We start from the raw sequence: 16,049 nt of genomic DNA on the forward strand, positions 1-16,049 counted from the left end.
GCACGGGACGAGACTGCCCGCCGCGGCCATGGCCTTCCCCGGCACGCATCCCAGTATCATCAACGTCACCCTGGGCATGCGAAACCTCGAACAGGTCGAGCGGAACGCGGAGCTTCACCATCGGCCCGTTCCCGACGGTCTGTGGGCCGGCCTTCGCGCTCGGGGCCTGACCAGGGCGGACGTGCCGGCGCGTGCCGGTCGCGGGAGGAGTGCGTGGTGTCTTTGACCGACAAGGCCATCGAGCACATCCGTGAGCTGATCCGCAGCGGCGCGTTGCCCCCGGGCTCGAAGCTGCCGCCGGAGGCCGACCTCGCAGCCCAGCTGGGTCTGTCCCGCAACCTCGCCCGCGAGGCCGTGAAGGCACTGGCCGTCGCACGCGTGCTGGACGTCCGGCGAGGCGACGGAACGTACGTGACCAGTCTGGAGCCCAGCCTGCTGTTCGAGGGCCTCGGCGGAGCCGTGGAACTCCTCCAGAGCGACTCGGCCGCGCTGCTGGACCTGATGGAGGTCCGCAGGCTGCTGGAGCCGGCGGCCACCGCGCTGGCCGCCACCCGGATCTCCGACGACCAACTGGCCGAGGTCAAGCACCATCTGGACGCCATGCGCGAGGCCCGTGACGACGTCGAGCAGCTCAACGCCCACGACGCGGCCTTCCACCGGGCCGTGATCTCCGCGACGGGCAACGACTCGCTGCTCACGCTCCTCGAAGGCATATCGGGCCGTACGCTGCGTGCCCGGATCTGGCGCGGCCTGGTCGACGACCAGGCCGCGGGCCGCACACTCGCCGAACACGAGTCGATCTTCACGGCCCTCTCCACCCGCGACGCCTTCCTGAGCCAGGCCGCCGCGCTCCTACACGTCCACAACACGGAGCAGTGGCTGAGGGAACACCTGCACGCCTCGGAGTCACCCGTCACCGGTTCAGCGGGGCGTCGACGGGGTGCTCCGGCGAAGCCCCGCCACCGGGAGGGGTGAGGAGCTCCCAGGCGCGGCCTCCCTGCGGACCGGCTGCCAAGCCATGTCGGTGCCGGGTGCCTGCCGCTATCGATGGTGCGGCGGGTGGGGTGGCGGGGCCGGGATGGTGTCGATGCCGGGTGCGGGCTCGGGCCACACCAGCAGGACAGGGCACGGGGCGTGGTCGACGATGAACCGGCCGGCATGCCCGAGGCTGCGCGGCCCGAGATGGGTGCGGTCACCGTCGCGGGCGAGGATGAGCAGGTCGGCGCCCTCGGCCGCGGCGACGACCTCCCGCTCGACGCGGCCGGTCCGCTCGACTCGGGCGCACGGGCGGCCAAGACGCTGTGCGGCCTCGGCCAGGAATGTCTCGGCGGAGGCAGCGGCCAGTTGCTCCACCTGCGTGCCGGGGTCGCGTTCACCATGGCCGCGGCCGAGCAGACCGGCGAAGGCTCCGTGCGCCGCGCCCGGGACGTCGGCCGGGGTGACGTGGAGCAGCACGATGTCGGCGTCGTCGGGCGCGTGGGCGCGGGCGGCGTCGATGCCGGCGGGCCAGGTGCCCTCGGTGATCCAGGCGATGACTTTCATGACGGTCAGCCTCCGATGAGGGTGAGCGAGGTCCACAGTGCCACCACTGACAGTCCCAGGGCGGCAGGCACGGTGAACACACCGAGCCGGGTGAACTCGCCGAGTTCGACGTCGCTGTCGTGTTCGTGCACGATGCGCCGCCACAGCAGCGTGGCCAGGGAGCCGGCGTAGGTGAGGTTCGGGCCGATGTTCACCCCGAGCAGGACTGCCAGGACCGCGCCCGGACCGGACGGGGCGGTCAGCGGCAGCAGCACCAGCACGGCGGGCAGGTTGTTGATGAGGTTGGCCAGCACCGCGGCCAGGGCTGCGATGCCGAACAACGCCGCCAGTCCGGTGCCGCCCGGGATCAGGTGTCCCAGCCCCGCCGCCAGCCCGTTGTCGACGACCGCGCGGACCACCAGTCCCAGGGCCAGGACGAAGGCGAGGAACGGCACCGCAGCGGCCCGCACGATGGCGGCGGGCGTGGTACGGCGCTGGGCCAGAGCCCGCACGGCGAGCACGAGGGCGCCGGCGAAGGCCGCCCACGCGGGGTTGACGTCCACCATGGAGGTGAGGACGAACCCGGCCAACGTGGCGGCCACTGTGACCAGGGCGAACACCGGCAGTTCGCGTTGCCCGGCGGTGCGCGGGGCCTGAGCGCCCGCGTCCAGGTCGGTGGCGAAGAACCGGCGGAAGACCACGTACTCGGTGGCGATGGCCACCAGCCAGGGCAAGGCCATCAGGGCCGCGAAGCGCGTGAAGCTCAGCCCGCTGGCGGCGAACGCGAGCAGGTTGGTGAGGTTGGAGACCGGCAGCAGCAGCGACGCGGTGTTCGACAGGTGGGTGCAGGCGTAGACGTGCGGTTTCGGCCGGGCGCCGAGCCGGGCGGCGGTGGCGAACACCACCGGCGTCAGCAACACGATCGTGGCGTCCAGGCTGAGCACCGCGGTGATCACCGACGCGGCTGCGAACACCTGCACCAGAAGGCGGCGCGGGCTCCCCGCCGCACTACCGGCCATCCACGCTCCGCACGCGTGGAACAGTCCCTCGTCGTCACACAGCTGGGCAAGGACCAGGACGGCCGCGAGGAACCCGATCACCGGCCCGAGCCGCTCGGCCTCCTCACGGGCGTGCCCCAGCGAGAGCGCCCCGGTGGCGATCACCACGCCCGCAGCCGGGACGGCGACCACCGCCTCCGGCCACCCGAACGGGCGAACGACGGCGCACGCCAGCACCGCCAGCAGCAGAACGACGGAGACGGCCTCCGCCACAGATGAGTTCACCACTTGATCTTCCCCTGCCCGCGACCGCCCGCGCGACCTGGCACCGGCGGGGCCGCCTGCTGGGCAGCGAACAGCAGCGGACTTCCCCGCGGATGGCGTCGGACCACTTCTACTGTGCGCGCAGCGAGCAACGCCCGGTCACAAGGAACGCCATGTCTACGGTCCCGCCCCTGCGCAGTCGCCGGGAACCAGCCGCAGCACCTCGGCGACCACCCCGCCGAACGTTTGCTGGACGAGACGATGATGGGCTCGGCGGAGCTGCGGGTCTCCTACCGTCAGGGCGGTGCTGTGGTCCGGCGTGCGCTGGAGCTCACCGGTGACGCTCACCTGGGCCTGCGGGTGGGTGCCGCGCAACACCTGACCTCCTGAGGCCTCCTGGGGTTCGCCCAGATGACCGCGGAGACGCTGCGGGAGGCCATCGAGACGGGCGTGCGCTTCCAGTACCTGTCCGGGGCAATGGTGGTGTGGTCGGCGGGACAGGAGGAGGCCGGCTACGTGCTGCGGGCCGCACTGCCCGATCCCGCCCTCGATCCGGCGGTCGCGACAGCAGGCCGTTCTGGTACGCAAGCACCAGCCCGACCGGGATGATGGGACGGCGCATCACGGTGCCCCGCCCCGCGCCAGGCCTGGTTCGCGCTCGTGCTCGCGCACAGCGGTCGGCATCGGAGTCGCGGCAGACCGGCAATAGGCCCGTTACGGATACGCCCTCCCCCTTGGTCCACCCTGGGTCGATACCAGTGCGGGAAGGAGGAGGGCGGGACGGCGTCGGCCGATGGTCAACGGCTGGGCGGCGAAGGTGCGGCGCAGGCTAGAGGGGCGTCGACTCCGACGGCACGAACGGTGCCCCGTGTCCCGGCACGATCAGTGCCGGGCCGAGGGCCAGGACCTTCTCCCTGGCCGCCCGCAGCTGCTCGCGGTCGGGCGCGAAGGGGTCGTCGGCAGGCCCCTCGGCGGTCCACCACAGATGGGTCAGGACCACCAGGCCCTCGGTGGCCGTGACCAGGGTGCTGACGTCCTCGGCGGTGTGGCCGGGGGTCGTCATGAGCGTGATCGACGGCGACAGCCGGTATCCGTCAGCATCGCGGTCCTCCCAGATGTCGTTCTGGTAGATCGCCATGTGGTCGTGGAAGCGGGCCTGGGGGAACAGGGCCGCGTTCAGCGTGTGGTCCGGGTGGTGGCTGAAGATCACGTCGGTGACGTCTTCGGGGTTCAGTCCGTGGTCCGCGAGCGGGTCCAGGATGAGTCGGCGGTCCGCGACCATCCCGGGATCGACGACCGCGACCGTCTCGCCGTCGACGAGCAGGGTGACGGTGCCGGCTACCCGCGTGTCGGCGTAACCGGTGGTCAGGACGTGGAAGGCAGCGGTCATGAGGTGGCTCCTCGGATGATGGGTAGGTGCGAACGGCTGAGGGCGACCCCGGCCTCCACCGCACCCGGAGCTGGAGGTGGAGCCGGATCGGTCTCCTATCCCGGTGGGCGTTTCCAGGCGTGCCGCTGACCGAGCCGCACGCCGTTACGCCCCGGCCGCCTCGATGAACTCGCTTACGGCAGTGCGCGGGTCCCCCGAGCGGACCAGTGCCTCGCCGACCAGCACCACGTCGGCTCCCCAGCCGCGGTACTCCGCCACATCCTTGGGGCCCGTCACTCCGGATTCCGCGACCTTGACGGTGCCTTCCGGAATGGCCGTCACGAGCTCGGCGAACACATTGCGATCCACGTCCAGCGTGGTCAGGTCCCGCGCGTTGATGCCGAGGAGCTCGGCTCCCGCAGCGACGGCGCGCCGCACTTCGTCGGCCGTGTGCGCCTCCACCAGCGGCGTGAGACCCAACTCCTTGCACAGCCCCATCAGATCGGTGAGCTGACCGTCGTCAAGCGACACGACCATGAGAAGCGCAAGATCGGCGCCGTGCGCGCGGGCCTCCCACAGCTGATAGGGGTCGACGATGAAATCCTTGCGCAGGACGGGCACGTCGACCCGGGCACGTACGGCGTCCAGATCGGCGAGAGAGCCGCCGAAACGCCTGCGCTCGGTGAGCACGCTGATCGCAGCGGCACCGCCCGCCGCGTACTGGGCCGCGAGGGAGGCGGGGTCGGGGATGTCCGCCAGCGCCCCCTTGCTGGGGCTCTTTCGCTTCACCTCGGCGATGACGGACACCCCAGGCGCCCGGAAACCGGGCAGCGGGTCGAGCGCGGGTGCCGCGTCCGCAGCCCGGGAGCGCAGCTCCGCCAACGGCGTCGCATGCTTACGCTCTTCCAAGTCCTGGCGAACTCCCTCAAGGATCCCGTCCAGAACGCTCATCGTCATCTCCCTGTCGAATCGTCTGCGGCTTCGGACGTCCCCCGGCCTGGGTGAGGCCGTGCATCACCCACATCCACGTCGTGCTCGAAGAAGCTTATTTGGGATTGATCATGGCTTGCGTACCGGCTTGCCACGGGGCGCGGAAGTTGAACTTCTCGCGGATGACCTGTGAAGTGGCAATACGGGCAGGCCGAAGCGAGGGCGTATGCCTGTTTCCCTGCCCACCGGGGGTCGGACGGCCGCCGATGCAAGGAGCGTCCGTCGGTGCAGCGGGCCGCGCACGGGCCCTTCAGAGGCGCCGTCGAAGGCATCTGGCATCTGCTCGCTCCTCACCCGGCGGCCCGTCCCGGCTGCCGTCGCCCGGCACGTTGAGTGATTAACGCCTTAACCGCAAGCCGTGACAGGGCGCTGGGGTACACATGACGAACTCCGCCGCCCACGCAGTTCGGTCGCGATGATCCGTTACCGGATCCCGTCGGGTTGGAGAGCACCAGAGCGGGGGCGCGTACTCCGCGCGTGCCGACAAGACGCGACAGGCATCGGTATCCGGCACACCGACAACCCACCCCGAGCCGTCCCGGCGCCCGCACGTCACTTCCCCGCTGCCGTCCCGAAGGGGAGGGGTTCGCCCGAGGGGAGAGTCACGCATGACGTCCAAGTGCCGCCCCACCTCAGCCAGTTGCCATCGGTGATCCGCGTCGCGGCAAGGGCCGTGGCCATCGGTTCGAGGAGCCGCCGTACCTCCATGAGGGCCTGCAGGGCGAGCGAGTCGCCCTGCAGCAGTTCCACCGCACCGCCGAGCCCCTCCAAGAGCAGACTCGGCTGCAGGCTGGTCACATACCTGCCGTCGCCGCGCCTGACCTCCAGGACCCGCGCCACTGCCAGTACCTTGACCGCTTCGCGGGCAAGGTTGTGGGACGGGCCCAGCTGCGCGGCCAGGTCCGCCCCTGGTGGGAGTTTCGAAGCCCGGAGGCAGCGCGCCGGTCCGGATCAGCTCACGGATCTGCTCGATGGCCTTGTCCGTCAGAGACATCGCACATCCCTCCCCCACTGTGCCCCGCGGGGACGTCCGGCCTGATCAGCCCCTGCGCGCGCAGATCGTCCCAGAGGCCCTCCGGGACGCGCTGACCATGGAGTTCCACGTTTCGTCCGACCTGTGCCGGAGTCCGCATGCCGAGGGTGACGTTGACGATACTGGGATGCGTGTACGGGAAGGCGATCGCGGCGGCGGGCAGGCTGGTCCCGTGCGCCTCGCAGACCTCGGCGATCGCCCGAGCGCGGGCGACCAGAGCCGGCGGGGCGTCCTGATAGTCGTACTTCATGCCCTCGGCGGGCCGGTCACGGGAGAGCAGTCCCGAGTTGAACACGCCCACCGCCACCACGCTCTTGCCGAGTTCCCGCGCGGCGGGCAGGACGTCGTCCAGCGCCGACTGGTCCAGGAGCGTGTAGCGGCCGGCGAGCATCACCACGTCGGCGGCCGTCTCGCGCAGGAAGCGGGCGAGCATCGCCGACTGGTTCATGCCGGCGCCGATCGCTCCGATCACACCCTGGTCCCGCAGTTCGGCGAGCGTGGGCATGGCCTCCAGGGCGGCCTGCGGCCAGTGGTCGTCCGGATCGTGCAGGTAGACGATGTCCAGCCGGTCCAGGCCGGTGCGCTCCAGTGTGTCCTCGATAGAGCGGAGTACGCCGTCGCGGCTGAAGTCCCACTGCCGGCGCAGGTCGTCCCGTACGACGAAGCCCTCGGTGTCGACGCCGCGTGGCTCCTCGTTGGGCACCAGCAACCTGCCCACCTTGGAGGAGATGACGTACTCGTCGCGCGGGCGACCTCGCAGGGCGGCGCCCAGGCGGCGCTCGGAGAGGCCGAGGCCGTAGTGCGGTGCCGTGTCGAAATACCGCAGGCCTGCCTCCCAGGCGGCATCCACGGCGGCGGTCGCGTCGTCGGCCGGGGTGACGCGGTAGAGGTTGCCGATCACGGATGCCCCGAAGCCGAGCTCGGTGAGTGAGACGGACGTGTTCTGGATCTTACGCTGGTGCAAGACGTGCTCCTGGGATACGGGCGACGGGGCGCCGGTCAACGTCTGACGTGGGGCGACCCGCCCGCGATGAGCGCCTCGACCTCGGCGAGCGAGGCCATGGAGACGTCTCCGGGCGTGGTCATGGTGAGCGCGCCGTGGGCGGTGCCGTAGGCCAGGGCCCGCTCCAGGCCGGCGTCGTCGAGCAGTCCGTGGATCAGCCCGGCGGCGAAGGCGTCGCCGGAGCCGATGCGGTCCAGGACGTGCAGGCCGGGCATCCGGGGGCCGTGGATGAAGCCGGTTTCGGCGGACCAGGCGGCCGAGGACCAGTCGTTGACTCCGGCCGACGGTACGCCGCGCAGGGTCGTCGCCAGTACTCTCGCCGCGGGCAGCAGGTCGGCCACCTCGGCGATGGCGTCCGCCAGTTCGTCGCCCTCGATGCGCGCCTGTCCCGGGTACGTCCCGGCCAGGCCCAGGGCGCCCACCACGACGTCGGCGTGCCGGGCGAGCCGCAGGTCGGCCTCGCGGGCGGCGTCGGCGCCGCCCCGGCCGGCCCAGAGGCTGGGGCGGTGGTTGGGGTCGTAGGAGACGGTGACACCGTGGCGGCGGGCCGCGGCCATGGCCTCGTCGGCGACGTCCACCGTGGTGTCGGACAAGCCCGCGAAGATGCCGCCGGTGTGGAACCAGCGCACGCCGGACGAGAACACCGCGTCCCAGTTGACGTCACCCTTGCGCAGCTGGGAGACGGCGGTGTGCGCGCGGTCGCTGACGCCCAGCGCGCCGCGGATACCGTAGCCGCGTTCGACGAAGTTGAGGCCGTTGCGGGCGGTGCGGCCGATGCCGTCGTCGGGCACCCAGCGGATCAGCGAGGTGTCGACGCCGCCCTGGAGGATCAGGTCCTCGACGAGCCGGCCCACCTCGTTGTCGGCGAGGGCGGTCACGACGGCTGTGCGCAGCCCGAAGCAGCGGCGCAGTCCGCGTACCACGTTGTACTCGCCGCCGCCCTCCCAGACCTGGAAGGAGCGGGCGGTGCGGATCCGTCCCTCGCCCGGGTCGAAGCGCAGCATCACCTCGCCGAGGGCCACCACGTCGATCACGTCGTGCTCCTCTCCACCGCCTCGGCGGTCAGTCGGCGGATCTCCTCGTAGTCGCCTCGCTCCAGGTGGGCGGCCCTGGCCATCCAGCTGCCGCCGACCGCGAGGACCGCCGGGTCGGCGAGGTAGGCCGCCAGGCGGGAGGCGTCGATCCCGCCGGTCGGCACGAAGCGCGTCCCGGGGAAGGGCGCCGCGAGCGCCCGCAGCGTCCGCAGGCCGCCGAGCGGCTCGGCGGGGAAGAGCTTGACGGTGTCGAGGCCCGCCTTCAGGGCGTGCATCAGCTCGGTGGCCGTGGCGATACCGGGCACCACGGGCACTCCCAGCTCGCGGCACTTCGCGACGACCTCCTCGTCGAAGCCGGGACACACCACGAAGCGGGCCCCGGCCGCCACCGCCCGCTCCGCCTGCTCGGGCGTGCGAACCGTGCCGGCGCCGACGGTGAGCCCGCCATGCGCGGCCATCGTCTTGAGCACCTGCTCGGCGTCCGGTGTGCGGAAGGTGACCTCGGCACACCGTGCCCCGCCCGCGGTGAGCGCGTCGGCGAGTGGGCCTGCGCCGGCCGCGGACGGCACGGTCAGTACGGGCAGGAGACGGGCCCCGGCCAGTGTGGTGGCCGGGTCGGGGCCGCTCATCGGCCGAGCCACCCGCCGTCGACGGGCAGGACGACGCCGTGGATGTAGGCGGCGGCGTCCGAGGCGAGGAACACCGTGGCGCCGGCCAGGTCGTCGGCGTCACCCCAGCGGCCGGCCGGGATCCGGTCCAGGATCGCCCTGCTGCGCACCGGGTCGTCCTGCAGGGCCTGGGTGTTGTCGGTGGCGATGTAGCCGGGCGCGAGGGCGTTGACGTTCACCCCGTGCGGGGCCCACTCGTTGGCCAGGGCCTTGGTCAGACCGGCGATGCCGTGCTTGGCGGCCGTGTATCCGGGCACGGTGATGCCGCCCTGGAAACTCAGCAGCGACGCCGTGAAGATGACCTTCCCTTCGCCGCGGGCCACCATCGCGCCGCCGACCGCCCGGGTCAGCGCGAACTGCGCGTTGAGGTTGACCTGCAGCACCAACTCCCAGTCGGTGTCAGTGTGTTCGGCAGCCGGAGCACGACGGATCGTGCCCGCGTTGTTGACCAGGATGTCCACCGGACGCTCGCGTCCAGCGAGGTCCGCGCCCAGGGCTCGTACGGCGGCGGGGTCGGCGAAGTCGGTCCGGATCGCCTCGAAGGAACGGCCCGCGGCGTGCACGTCCTTCTCCACCGCACTGCCGGACTCCTCCAGCGCGGCGCTCACCCCGATGACGTCCGCTCCGGCCCCGGCCAGCGCGCGGGCCATGGCCCTGCCGATACCGCGCCGGGCCCCGGTGACGACAGCGAGCCTCCCGGTGAGGTCGAAGGCGGTCATGCGGCCGCTCCCTCGGTGTCGTCGGTGCAGTCCACGAGGATCTTCATCACGTCACCGCCGCCCTCCAGGGCCTCGAACGCGGCCGGCGCCTGCGTGAGGGGGACGACCTTGCTGATGAGGCGCTCGGCCGGGATCGTGCCGTCCGCGACCAGGGTCACCGCGCGCTCGAAGTCGCCACGGTCGTACAACCGGGCGCCCACCAGGGTGAGTTCGCGCCAGAAGAAGCGGTGCAGGTTCACCTCGCGGGGGCGGGGGTGGATGGCGACGAGGCAGAGACGGCCGCGTACGCCCAGCACGTCGACGGCCGTGTCCACGCCGCCCGCCGCGCCGGACACCTCGAAGGCGACATCCGCGCCCGCGTCCTGCGTCCACTCTCCGGCCAGGGCGCCGATGCCGTCCGCGGCCGGGTCCCAGACGGTCAGCCCCAACTCCTTTGCCAGCAGCCGACGGTGGGCGCTCGGCTCCACCACCCGCACCTCGGCACCCGCGGCCCGTGCGACCAGCGCGATCAGCACTCCGACCGGCCCGCCACCGACCACCACGGCCTTCTCGCCCTCGGCGACCTTCGCCCGGCCCACGTCGTGCACGGCCACCGCCGTCGGCTCGACGAGCGCGGCCCGGTCCAGGGCGAGGGAGTCCGGAAGCCGGATCAGCGTGGAGGCGGGCACCGTCCAGCGCTGCTGCATCGCGCCCGGGGAGTCGATGCCGATGAAGTCCAGGTGCTGGCAGATGTGCTGATGTCCGGCGCGGCAGGCCGGGCAGGTGCCGTCCCAGCGCAGCGGCATCACGGTGACCGCGTCACCGGCCCGCCAGCCTTCCACGCCCGTCCCGACCCGCACGACCCGGCCGGACATCTCGTGCCCCAGAACGGCGGGCGTCTGGACCCGGGCGTCCATGTCGCCGTGGAAGATGTGCAGATCGGTACCGCAGATACCGACGTAGGCGGGAGCCAGCTCCACCTCACCGGGACCGGGTGGCGCACCGATCGCGGAAGCCGTGTCCAGGGTGCGGGCGGATGTGTAACGGACGGCGAGAGTCATCGTGTCGTCAGGGTCCCTTCAGCGCGTACGCCGATGGTCAGCAGCAGGTTGGCGTAGGTACGGGTGTCGGCGGTGACGATCGCCAGCGCCAGGTCGGGCGAGCGGGCGGCGTCGTAGAACTCGAAGCGGCCAAGCGTGTCGACCGGGAGGGGCGCCAGCATCGCGCGGTACTCGGCGATGGCGGGCGGTTCCGGTTCGCCCTCGGGCGGCACCATGACGTGGGCCGCCTCGACAGGCAGGGCGCGCAGCAGGACGTCGAGCACGGTGGTGACGTCGAGCAGGCCGGGCGCCAGGTTGAGGTGGACGGTCCGGGCGCGCTCGCCGGTGGCGGTGCTCGCGGGGTAGTGGCCGTCCGCGAGCAGGACACGTGATCCGTGCCCGGCTCCGGCCAGGGATTCGAGGATCCCGGGATGCAGCAGTTCCGTCAGGAGCACGGTGTGCCCTCCTTCGTGGGGGCAGGGGGCAGGTGGTAGAAGGCGGTCGCGGTGCCGGCCAGCACCGCGTGGATCTCGGTGCCGGAGCAGCCGTCCAGGAGTTCCCCGACGGTTGCGGCCCAGCGGTTCCATCCGCCGGCGAGGAGGCAGACCGGCCAGTCGGAGCCGAACATCAGCCGGTCGGGACCGAAGGCGGAGAGCAGCACGTCCCACACGGGGCGGATGTCGTCGATGGTCCACTTCTCGTGGTCGGCCTCTGTGATCAGACCCGACACCTTGCAGCGGACCTGGGGATGCCTGGCCAGTGCGCGCACCAGCCGGGTCCAGTCGGTGAGATCCTGCCTGGCGAGCGGCGGCTTGCCGGCGTGGTCCAGGACGAGCGGCAGCTCGGGGAGGCGTTCCGCGAGACGGATCGCCTGCGGGAGCTGGTGGCTGCGGATCAGCACGTCGTATCCGAGCCCGCGCTCCCCGACCGCTGCCAACCCCCTTTCCACATCGGGTCGTTGGAGCCAGTGTGGATCGGACTCGCCCTGCACGAGGTGGCGTAGGGCCCGCAGGTACCGGCCCCCGTGCCCGGTGCGCAGGTCGTCGAGCACGTCGCCGATCGTGGGGGACGTCAGGTCCGCCCAGCCGACCACGGCACTGATCAGCGGGTCGCTGTCGGCCAGGGCGAGGAGGTCGCGGGTCTCGGGAACGGACGCGATGCACTGGACGACCACCGTGCTCGTCAGTCGTCGTCCGGCGATCGGCCGGGTCGCGGACGATCGCAAGGCGTGCGAGCTGAAGCTGCGGCGGATCGGCTCGTGCGCGGGCTCGTCCAGCCAGGGTTGCGGCCGGACGTCCAGGTCCCAGATGTGGTGGTGGGCGTCGACGAGGGCCTGGGCTTCAGACACGAGCGGTCCAGACGGGGCCGTCGGGGTAGGCGTACTCCTTGAGGGACTCGGGGTGCATCTGTGCGCTCAGCCCGGGCAGTGTCGGCGCGAGGTAGTGGCCGTCGACGATGCGCACCGGGTCGACGAAGTGCTCGTGCAGGTGGTCGACGTACTCGATGACACGGTCCTCGGTCGTGCCGGAGACCGCTACGTAGTCGAACATCGACAGGTGCTGCACCATCTCGCACAGGCCCACGCCACCCGCGTGCGGGCAGACCGGGACGCCGAACTTCGCGGCGAGCAGCAGGATCGCGATGTTCTCGTTGACGCCGCCGACCCGCGCGGAGTCGATCTGCACGATGTCCACCGCGCCGGCCTGGAGGAGCTGCTTGAAGACGACGCGGTTGGCGATGTGCTCGCCGGTGGCGACCTTGATGGGGCTGACGGACTTGCGCACGGCGGCGTGGCCGAGGATGTCGTCCGGTGAGGTGGGCTCCTCGATCCAGTACGGCTGGTAGGGGGCCAGGGCGCTCATCCAGTCGATCGCGGCCTGGACGTCCCATCTCTGGTTGGCGTCGACCGCGATGCGGATGGAGTCGCCGACCGTCTCGCGCGCGGTGCGCATGCGCCGGATGTCGTCCTCCAGGTCCGCGCCGACCTTCAGCTTGATCTGGGTGAAGCCGTCGGCGACGGCCTCGCGGGCCAGGCAGGCCAGCTTCTCGTCGGAGTAGCCGAGCCAGCCGGGGGTGGTGGTGTAGGCGGGGTAGCCCTGGTCGAGCAGGCGGCCGATGCGCTGTTCGCGGCCGGGCTCGGCGCGGCGCAGGATCTCAAGTGCCTCATCGGGGGTGAGGGCGTCGGACAGCCAGCGGAAGTCGACCTGCGCGACCAGGTCCTCGGGTGACATCTCGCCGAGGAAGCGCCACACGGGCTTGCCGGCCCTCTTGGCGGCCAGGTCCCAGGCGGCGTTGACGACCGCGCCGGTGGCCATGTGGATGGCCCCCTTCTCCGGGCCCAGCCAGCGCAGTTGCGGGTCGTGGACGAGGGAGCGGGAGAACGTGCCGAGGTCGGCGCAGACTTCGTCGACCGACAGGCCCACCACGTGTGGGGCGAGGGCGGCGATGGCTGCGGCCTGGACGTCGTTGCCGCGGCCGGTGGTGAAGGCCAGGGCATGGCCCTCCAGGCCGTCGCCGGCGTCGGTGCGCAGGACGACGTAGGCGGCGGAGTAGTCGGGTTCGGGGTTCATCGCGTCCGACCCGTCGAGGTGCTCTGACGTCGGGAACCGCACGTCCAGCACGTCCAGGGCGGTGATACGGGCAGCGGACGCGGAAGCGGACAGGGCGGATGACATGGCGGCGACTCCTGTGAGGTGCGGGGGCGATACGGCCCCTTGCGGCGAGACGGGGGTGTGGTGGAGGGTGCCGGGCGGCCTGGACGGCCGCCGGGCTCACTCCTGGACCTTGCCGCCGGTGATGCGCGAGATGGTCAGGGCGACCAGGATGATCAGGCCGTTGAGGGCACCGATCCACTGGGCGGGGACGCCGGCCAGCGTGAGCACGTTCTGGATCATGAAGAGCAGCAGGATGCCGCTGAACGCCCCGAACATGGTGCCCTTGCCGCCGTTCAGGCTGATCCCTCCGATGACGGCGGCGGCGAAGACGGTGAAGATGTAGCCGTTGCCCTGTGCCGAGGCGACGGAGGCCAGGCGTCCGGAGAGCATCAGTCCGGCGAGGGCGGCGAGGACGCTGCCGGTGACGATGACGATCCACAGCACCCGGTCGGTACGGATGCCGGCCGCCTTCGCGGCGTCGACGTTGCCGCCGATGGCGTACAGCGAGCGGCCGAAGCTGGTCCAGCCGAGCACCACGATCGCGACGGCGAACAGCACCAGGCATACCCAGATGGACGCGGGCATCCCGAACCATTCGGCGGTGCCGAGGTAGAGCATCGACTGCGGCAGCTGGAAGAAGGTCTGGCCGCCGGAGATGCCGGTGAGGACGCCGCGCAGGACGATCAGCATGCCGAGGGTGACGATGAAGCCGTTGAGGCCGAAGCGGATGATCAGCAGGGCGTTGATCACGCCGACGAGCGCGCCCACGGCCAGGGTGACAGGAACGGACCACGCGCCGGGGAGCAGTCCGAGTCCGTGGCCCGCGCCGACCGGCACGACCAGCCAGGCCGCGACGCCGGGGGCGAGGCCCATGGTGGACTCCAGCGACAGGTCCATCTTCTTGACGATCAGGATCATCGTCTGGGCGAGGACCAGCAGGGCCATCTCGGACATGGTCTGAAGGACGTTGAGGAGGTTGTCGGCCTGCAGGAAGACCGGGTTGACGACCTGGCCGACGATCGCGATGACCACGATGGCCGGGACGAGCGCGAGGTCGCGCAGCCGGGCCAGGGGTATCCGGCCACCGAGCAGCGCGGTCCGCCTGGGCACCGGCTCCGTGCCCTTGGCGGCGGCGGTGTCCGCGAGGACGGTTTCAGGCATCGCATCAGGCATGCAGGTCCACTCCTTCCATCGCGGCCACGAGGTCGTGGTCGTGCCAGCCGCGGGCGATCTCCGAGGTCACACGGCCCTGGAACATCACCAGGACCCGGTCGCACATGTGCAGGTCGTCGAGTTCGTCGGAGGCGATGAGCACTCCGGTGCCGGTGGCCGCGGTCTCCTCGACCTTGCCGAGGAGGAACTCCTTGGAGCGCACGTCCACGCCCGCGGTCGGGTTGATCAGGACCAACAACCGGGGGTCGTCGGCGAGGGCGCGGGCCATGACGACCTTCTGCTGGTTGCCTCCGGAGAGTGCGGAGACCGGCAGTTCGGGACCGGGAGTCTTGATCGCGAGGTTCTCGATCAGGCCCTCGGCGAGCCGGTCGCGGCGGCTGCGGCTGAGGAACCCGCCCTGGCCGAGCCGGCGGGGAACGGACAGGGTGGCGTTGTCCGCGATCGACATGTCGGGAACGAAGCCCTGGTGGTGCCGGTCCTGGGGGACGAACCCGGCACCTGCGGCGAGCGCGGCGGGCACGCTTCCCGGCCGGGGCCGCCTCCCGGCGATCTCCACCTCACCCGCCGCTGCCGCCCGAAGTCCTACGACGGTCTCGGCGACCTCGGTACGACCGCTGCCGGCGGCACCCGCGAGGCCGACGATCTCGCCGGCCGCGATCTGGAAGCTGACGTCGTCGTAGACGTCGCCCCGCAGAGCGCGGACGCTCAGTGCGGCCGTGGCAGCGTGGGCGAGGACTCTCGTGCGTTCCTCGCGCCGGTCGGCCGCCGCCTCGCCGGTCATGGCGGCGACGAGGTCGGCGCGGGGAAGGTCCGCGACGGGTGCGGTCACGATGTGCCGGGCGTCGCGGAACACCGTCACCATGTCGCAGATCTCGTAGATCTCCTGGAGATGGTGGCTGATGAACAGGAAGGTCACGCCCTGGCGTTGCAGGTCGCGGACGCGGCCGAAGAGGCGGTTGATGGCCGCCCCGTCGAGTTGGGCGGTCGGCTCGTCGAGGATGATGAACCGGGCCCCGAAGGACAGCGCGCGGGCGATCTCGACGAACTGCCGCTGCTCGACGCTCAGATCACCGGCCGGAGTCTGCGGGTCGACGTCCACCGACCAGGTCGACAGCAGGTCCTGCGCGCGGCGACGGGTGGCCTGCCAGCTGATGAGCCGGCTCTGTCCGTGGTCGTGCCGGTTCAGGAAGAGGTTCTCGGCGACGGTCAGTGCGGGGATGATCGTCGACTTCTGGTAGACGCAGGCCACGCGTTGCCTCCAGGCGTCACGGTCGCTGGGCCGGGGGGCCGGCTCGCCGCCGAAGGTCACCCTTCCCTCGTCGGGGGCCTGAAGGCCGGTGAGGACCGACACCAGGGTCGACTTGCCGGCTCCGTTGCGGCCGACCAGCGCGTGGGTCTCGCCGGGCCGGACGGTGATCCGGGCGCCGTTCAGGGCCACCGTCGGACCGAATCGTTTGACTATGCCCGTCGCCTCGACGACGGGCGGGCCCGAGGGGGACCGCCCGCCGTCCCCCTGGGCGGGCGCGGGGGTGACTGCTCGCTCCCCGTCGCTCATCTCAACCTCCTTGTCCTCGTGCGCCGTTGCGTCACTGATGTGGAATCAC

At 71.5% G+C, this 16,049-nt stretch carries 15 protein-coding genes and 2 pseudogenes; 2 read left to right on the forward strand and 15 right to left on the reverse strand.

Going from position 1 to position 16,049, the window contains the following annotated elements:
* The first annotated feature begins 216 nt into the window (after positions 1-216).
* Complete coding sequence (locus AC4OXY_RS02155) at positions 217-975, forward strand: FadR/GntR family transcriptional regulator (protein WP_376289674.1); 759 nt, start codon at positions 217-219, stop codon at positions 973-975.
* A 66-nt stretch (positions 976-1,041) separates the two neighbouring features.
* Here the strand turns inward: AC4OXY_RS02155 and AC4OXY_RS02160 are convergent, their stop codons facing one another.
* A complete protein-coding gene (locus tag AC4OXY_RS02160; RefSeq protein ID WP_356024939.1) occupies positions 1,042-1,542 on the reverse strand; it encodes a universal stress protein in 501 nt (166 codons plus the stop codon).
* 5 nt (positions 1,543-1,547) lie between these two features.
* On the reverse strand, positions 1,548-2,804 hold the full coding sequence (locus tag AC4OXY_RS02165; protein ID WP_376289676.1) for an SLC13 family permease: 1,257 nt from the start codon (positions 2,802-2,804) through the stop codon (positions 1,548-1,550).
* Positions 2,805-2,916: 112 nt separating this feature from the next.
* Between AC4OXY_RS02165 and AC4OXY_RS02170 the strand changes: the two are divergent.
* Positions 2,917-3,347, forward strand: a pseudogene (locus AC4OXY_RS02170) (AraC family transcriptional regulator ligand-binding domain-containing protein); the annotation flags it as partial.
* A 265-nt stretch (positions 3,348-3,612) separates the two neighbouring features.
* On the opposite strand, the gene AC4OXY_RS02175 reads toward AC4OXY_RS02170, so the two are convergent.
* The 13 genes and pseudogenes from AC4OXY_RS02175 to AC4OXY_RS02235 all read right to left on the reverse strand — a co-directional run bounded on the left by AC4OXY_RS02175 (position 3,613) and on the right by AC4OXY_RS02235 (position 16,000).
* Complete coding sequence (locus AC4OXY_RS02175) at positions 3,613-4,173, reverse strand: MBL fold metallo-hydrolase (protein ID WP_491992995.1); 561 nt, start codon at positions 4,171-4,173, stop codon at positions 3,613-3,615.
* A gap of 144 nt (positions 4,174-4,317) precedes the next feature.
* Positions 4,318-5,103, reverse strand: coding sequence for an indole-3-glycerol phosphate synthase TrpC (gene trpC / locus AC4OXY_RS02180; RefSeq protein ID WP_356024946.1), 786 nt, complete (start codon positions 5,101-5,103; stop codon positions 4,318-4,320).
* A 637-nt stretch (positions 5,104-5,740) separates the two neighbouring features.
* Positions 5,741-6,136 (reverse strand): annotated as a pseudogene (locus AC4OXY_RS02185) (FadR/GntR family transcriptional regulator); the annotation flags it as partial.
* Positions 6,099-7,139 (reverse strand): aldo/keto reductase, encoded by a 1,041-nt coding sequence (locus tag AC4OXY_RS02190; protein WP_491992996.1) that lies wholly within the window; start codon positions 7,137-7,139, stop codon positions 6,099-6,101. The pseudogene AC4OXY_RS02185 and the gene AC4OXY_RS02190, both read right to left, overlap by 38 nt.
* A 35-nt stretch (positions 7,140-7,174) precedes the next feature.
* Positions 7,175-8,212 (reverse strand): sugar kinase, encoded by a 1,038-nt coding sequence (locus tag AC4OXY_RS02195; RefSeq protein ID WP_491992997.1) that lies wholly within the window; start codon positions 8,210-8,212, stop codon positions 7,175-7,177.
* Positions 8,209-8,841, reverse strand: coding sequence for a bifunctional 4-hydroxy-2-oxoglutarate aldolase/2-dehydro-3-deoxy-phosphogluconate aldolase (locus tag AC4OXY_RS02200; protein WP_362823277.1), 633 nt, complete (start codon positions 8,839-8,841; stop codon positions 8,209-8,211). Before AC4OXY_RS02200 ends, AC4OXY_RS02195 begins: the two co-directional genes overlap by 4 nt.
* Positions 8,838-9,599 carry an SDR family NAD(P)-dependent oxidoreductase gene (locus AC4OXY_RS02205; protein WP_362823278.1) on the reverse strand — a complete coding sequence of 254 codons (762 nt, stop codon included), beginning with the start codon at positions 9,597-9,599 and terminating at the stop codon, positions 8,838-8,840. Before AC4OXY_RS02205 ends, AC4OXY_RS02200 begins: the two co-directional genes overlap by 4 nt.
* Positions 9,596-10,639: a zinc-dependent alcohol dehydrogenase gene (locus tag AC4OXY_RS02210; protein ID WP_356024959.1), complete on the reverse strand. Its 1,044-nt coding sequence runs from the start codon at positions 10,637-10,639 to the stop codon at positions 9,596-9,598. Before AC4OXY_RS02210 ends, AC4OXY_RS02205 begins: the two co-directional genes overlap by 4 nt.
* Positions 10,636-11,073: an RbsD/FucU domain-containing protein gene (locus tag AC4OXY_RS02215; protein WP_356024961.1), complete on the reverse strand. Its 438-nt coding sequence runs from the start codon at positions 11,071-11,073 to the stop codon at positions 10,636-10,638. The genes AC4OXY_RS02210 and AC4OXY_RS02215 overlap by 4 nt, the downstream gene beginning before the upstream one ends.
* A complete protein-coding gene (locus AC4OXY_RS02220; protein WP_491992998.1) occupies positions 11,064-11,966 on the reverse strand; it encodes an amidohydrolase family protein in 903 nt (300 codons plus the stop codon). The genes AC4OXY_RS02215 and AC4OXY_RS02220 overlap by 10 nt, the downstream gene beginning before the upstream one ends.
* The gene (locus AC4OXY_RS02225; protein ID WP_491992999.1) at positions 11,959-13,293 is read right to left on the reverse strand and encodes an L-fuconate dehydratase; all 1,335 of its coding nucleotides are present in this window, start codon (positions 13,291-13,293) and stop codon (positions 11,959-11,961) included. Before AC4OXY_RS02225 ends, AC4OXY_RS02220 begins: the two co-directional genes overlap by 8 nt.
* A gap of 96 nt (positions 13,294-13,389) precedes the next feature.
* Positions 13,390-14,433, reverse strand: coding sequence for an ABC transporter permease (locus AC4OXY_RS02230; RefSeq protein WP_491994767.1), 1,044 nt, complete (start codon positions 14,431-14,433; stop codon positions 13,390-13,392).
* A 4-nt stretch (positions 14,434-14,437) separates the two neighbouring features.
* Positions 14,438-16,000: a sugar ABC transporter ATP-binding protein gene (locus AC4OXY_RS02235; RefSeq protein WP_491993000.1), complete on the reverse strand. Its 1,563-nt coding sequence runs from the start codon at positions 15,998-16,000 to the stop codon at positions 14,438-14,440.
* Between the last annotated feature and the right edge of the window lie 49 nt (positions 16,001-16,049).

The sequence above is a fragment of the Streptomyces sp. HUAS MG56 genome, from assembly GCF_058673395.1.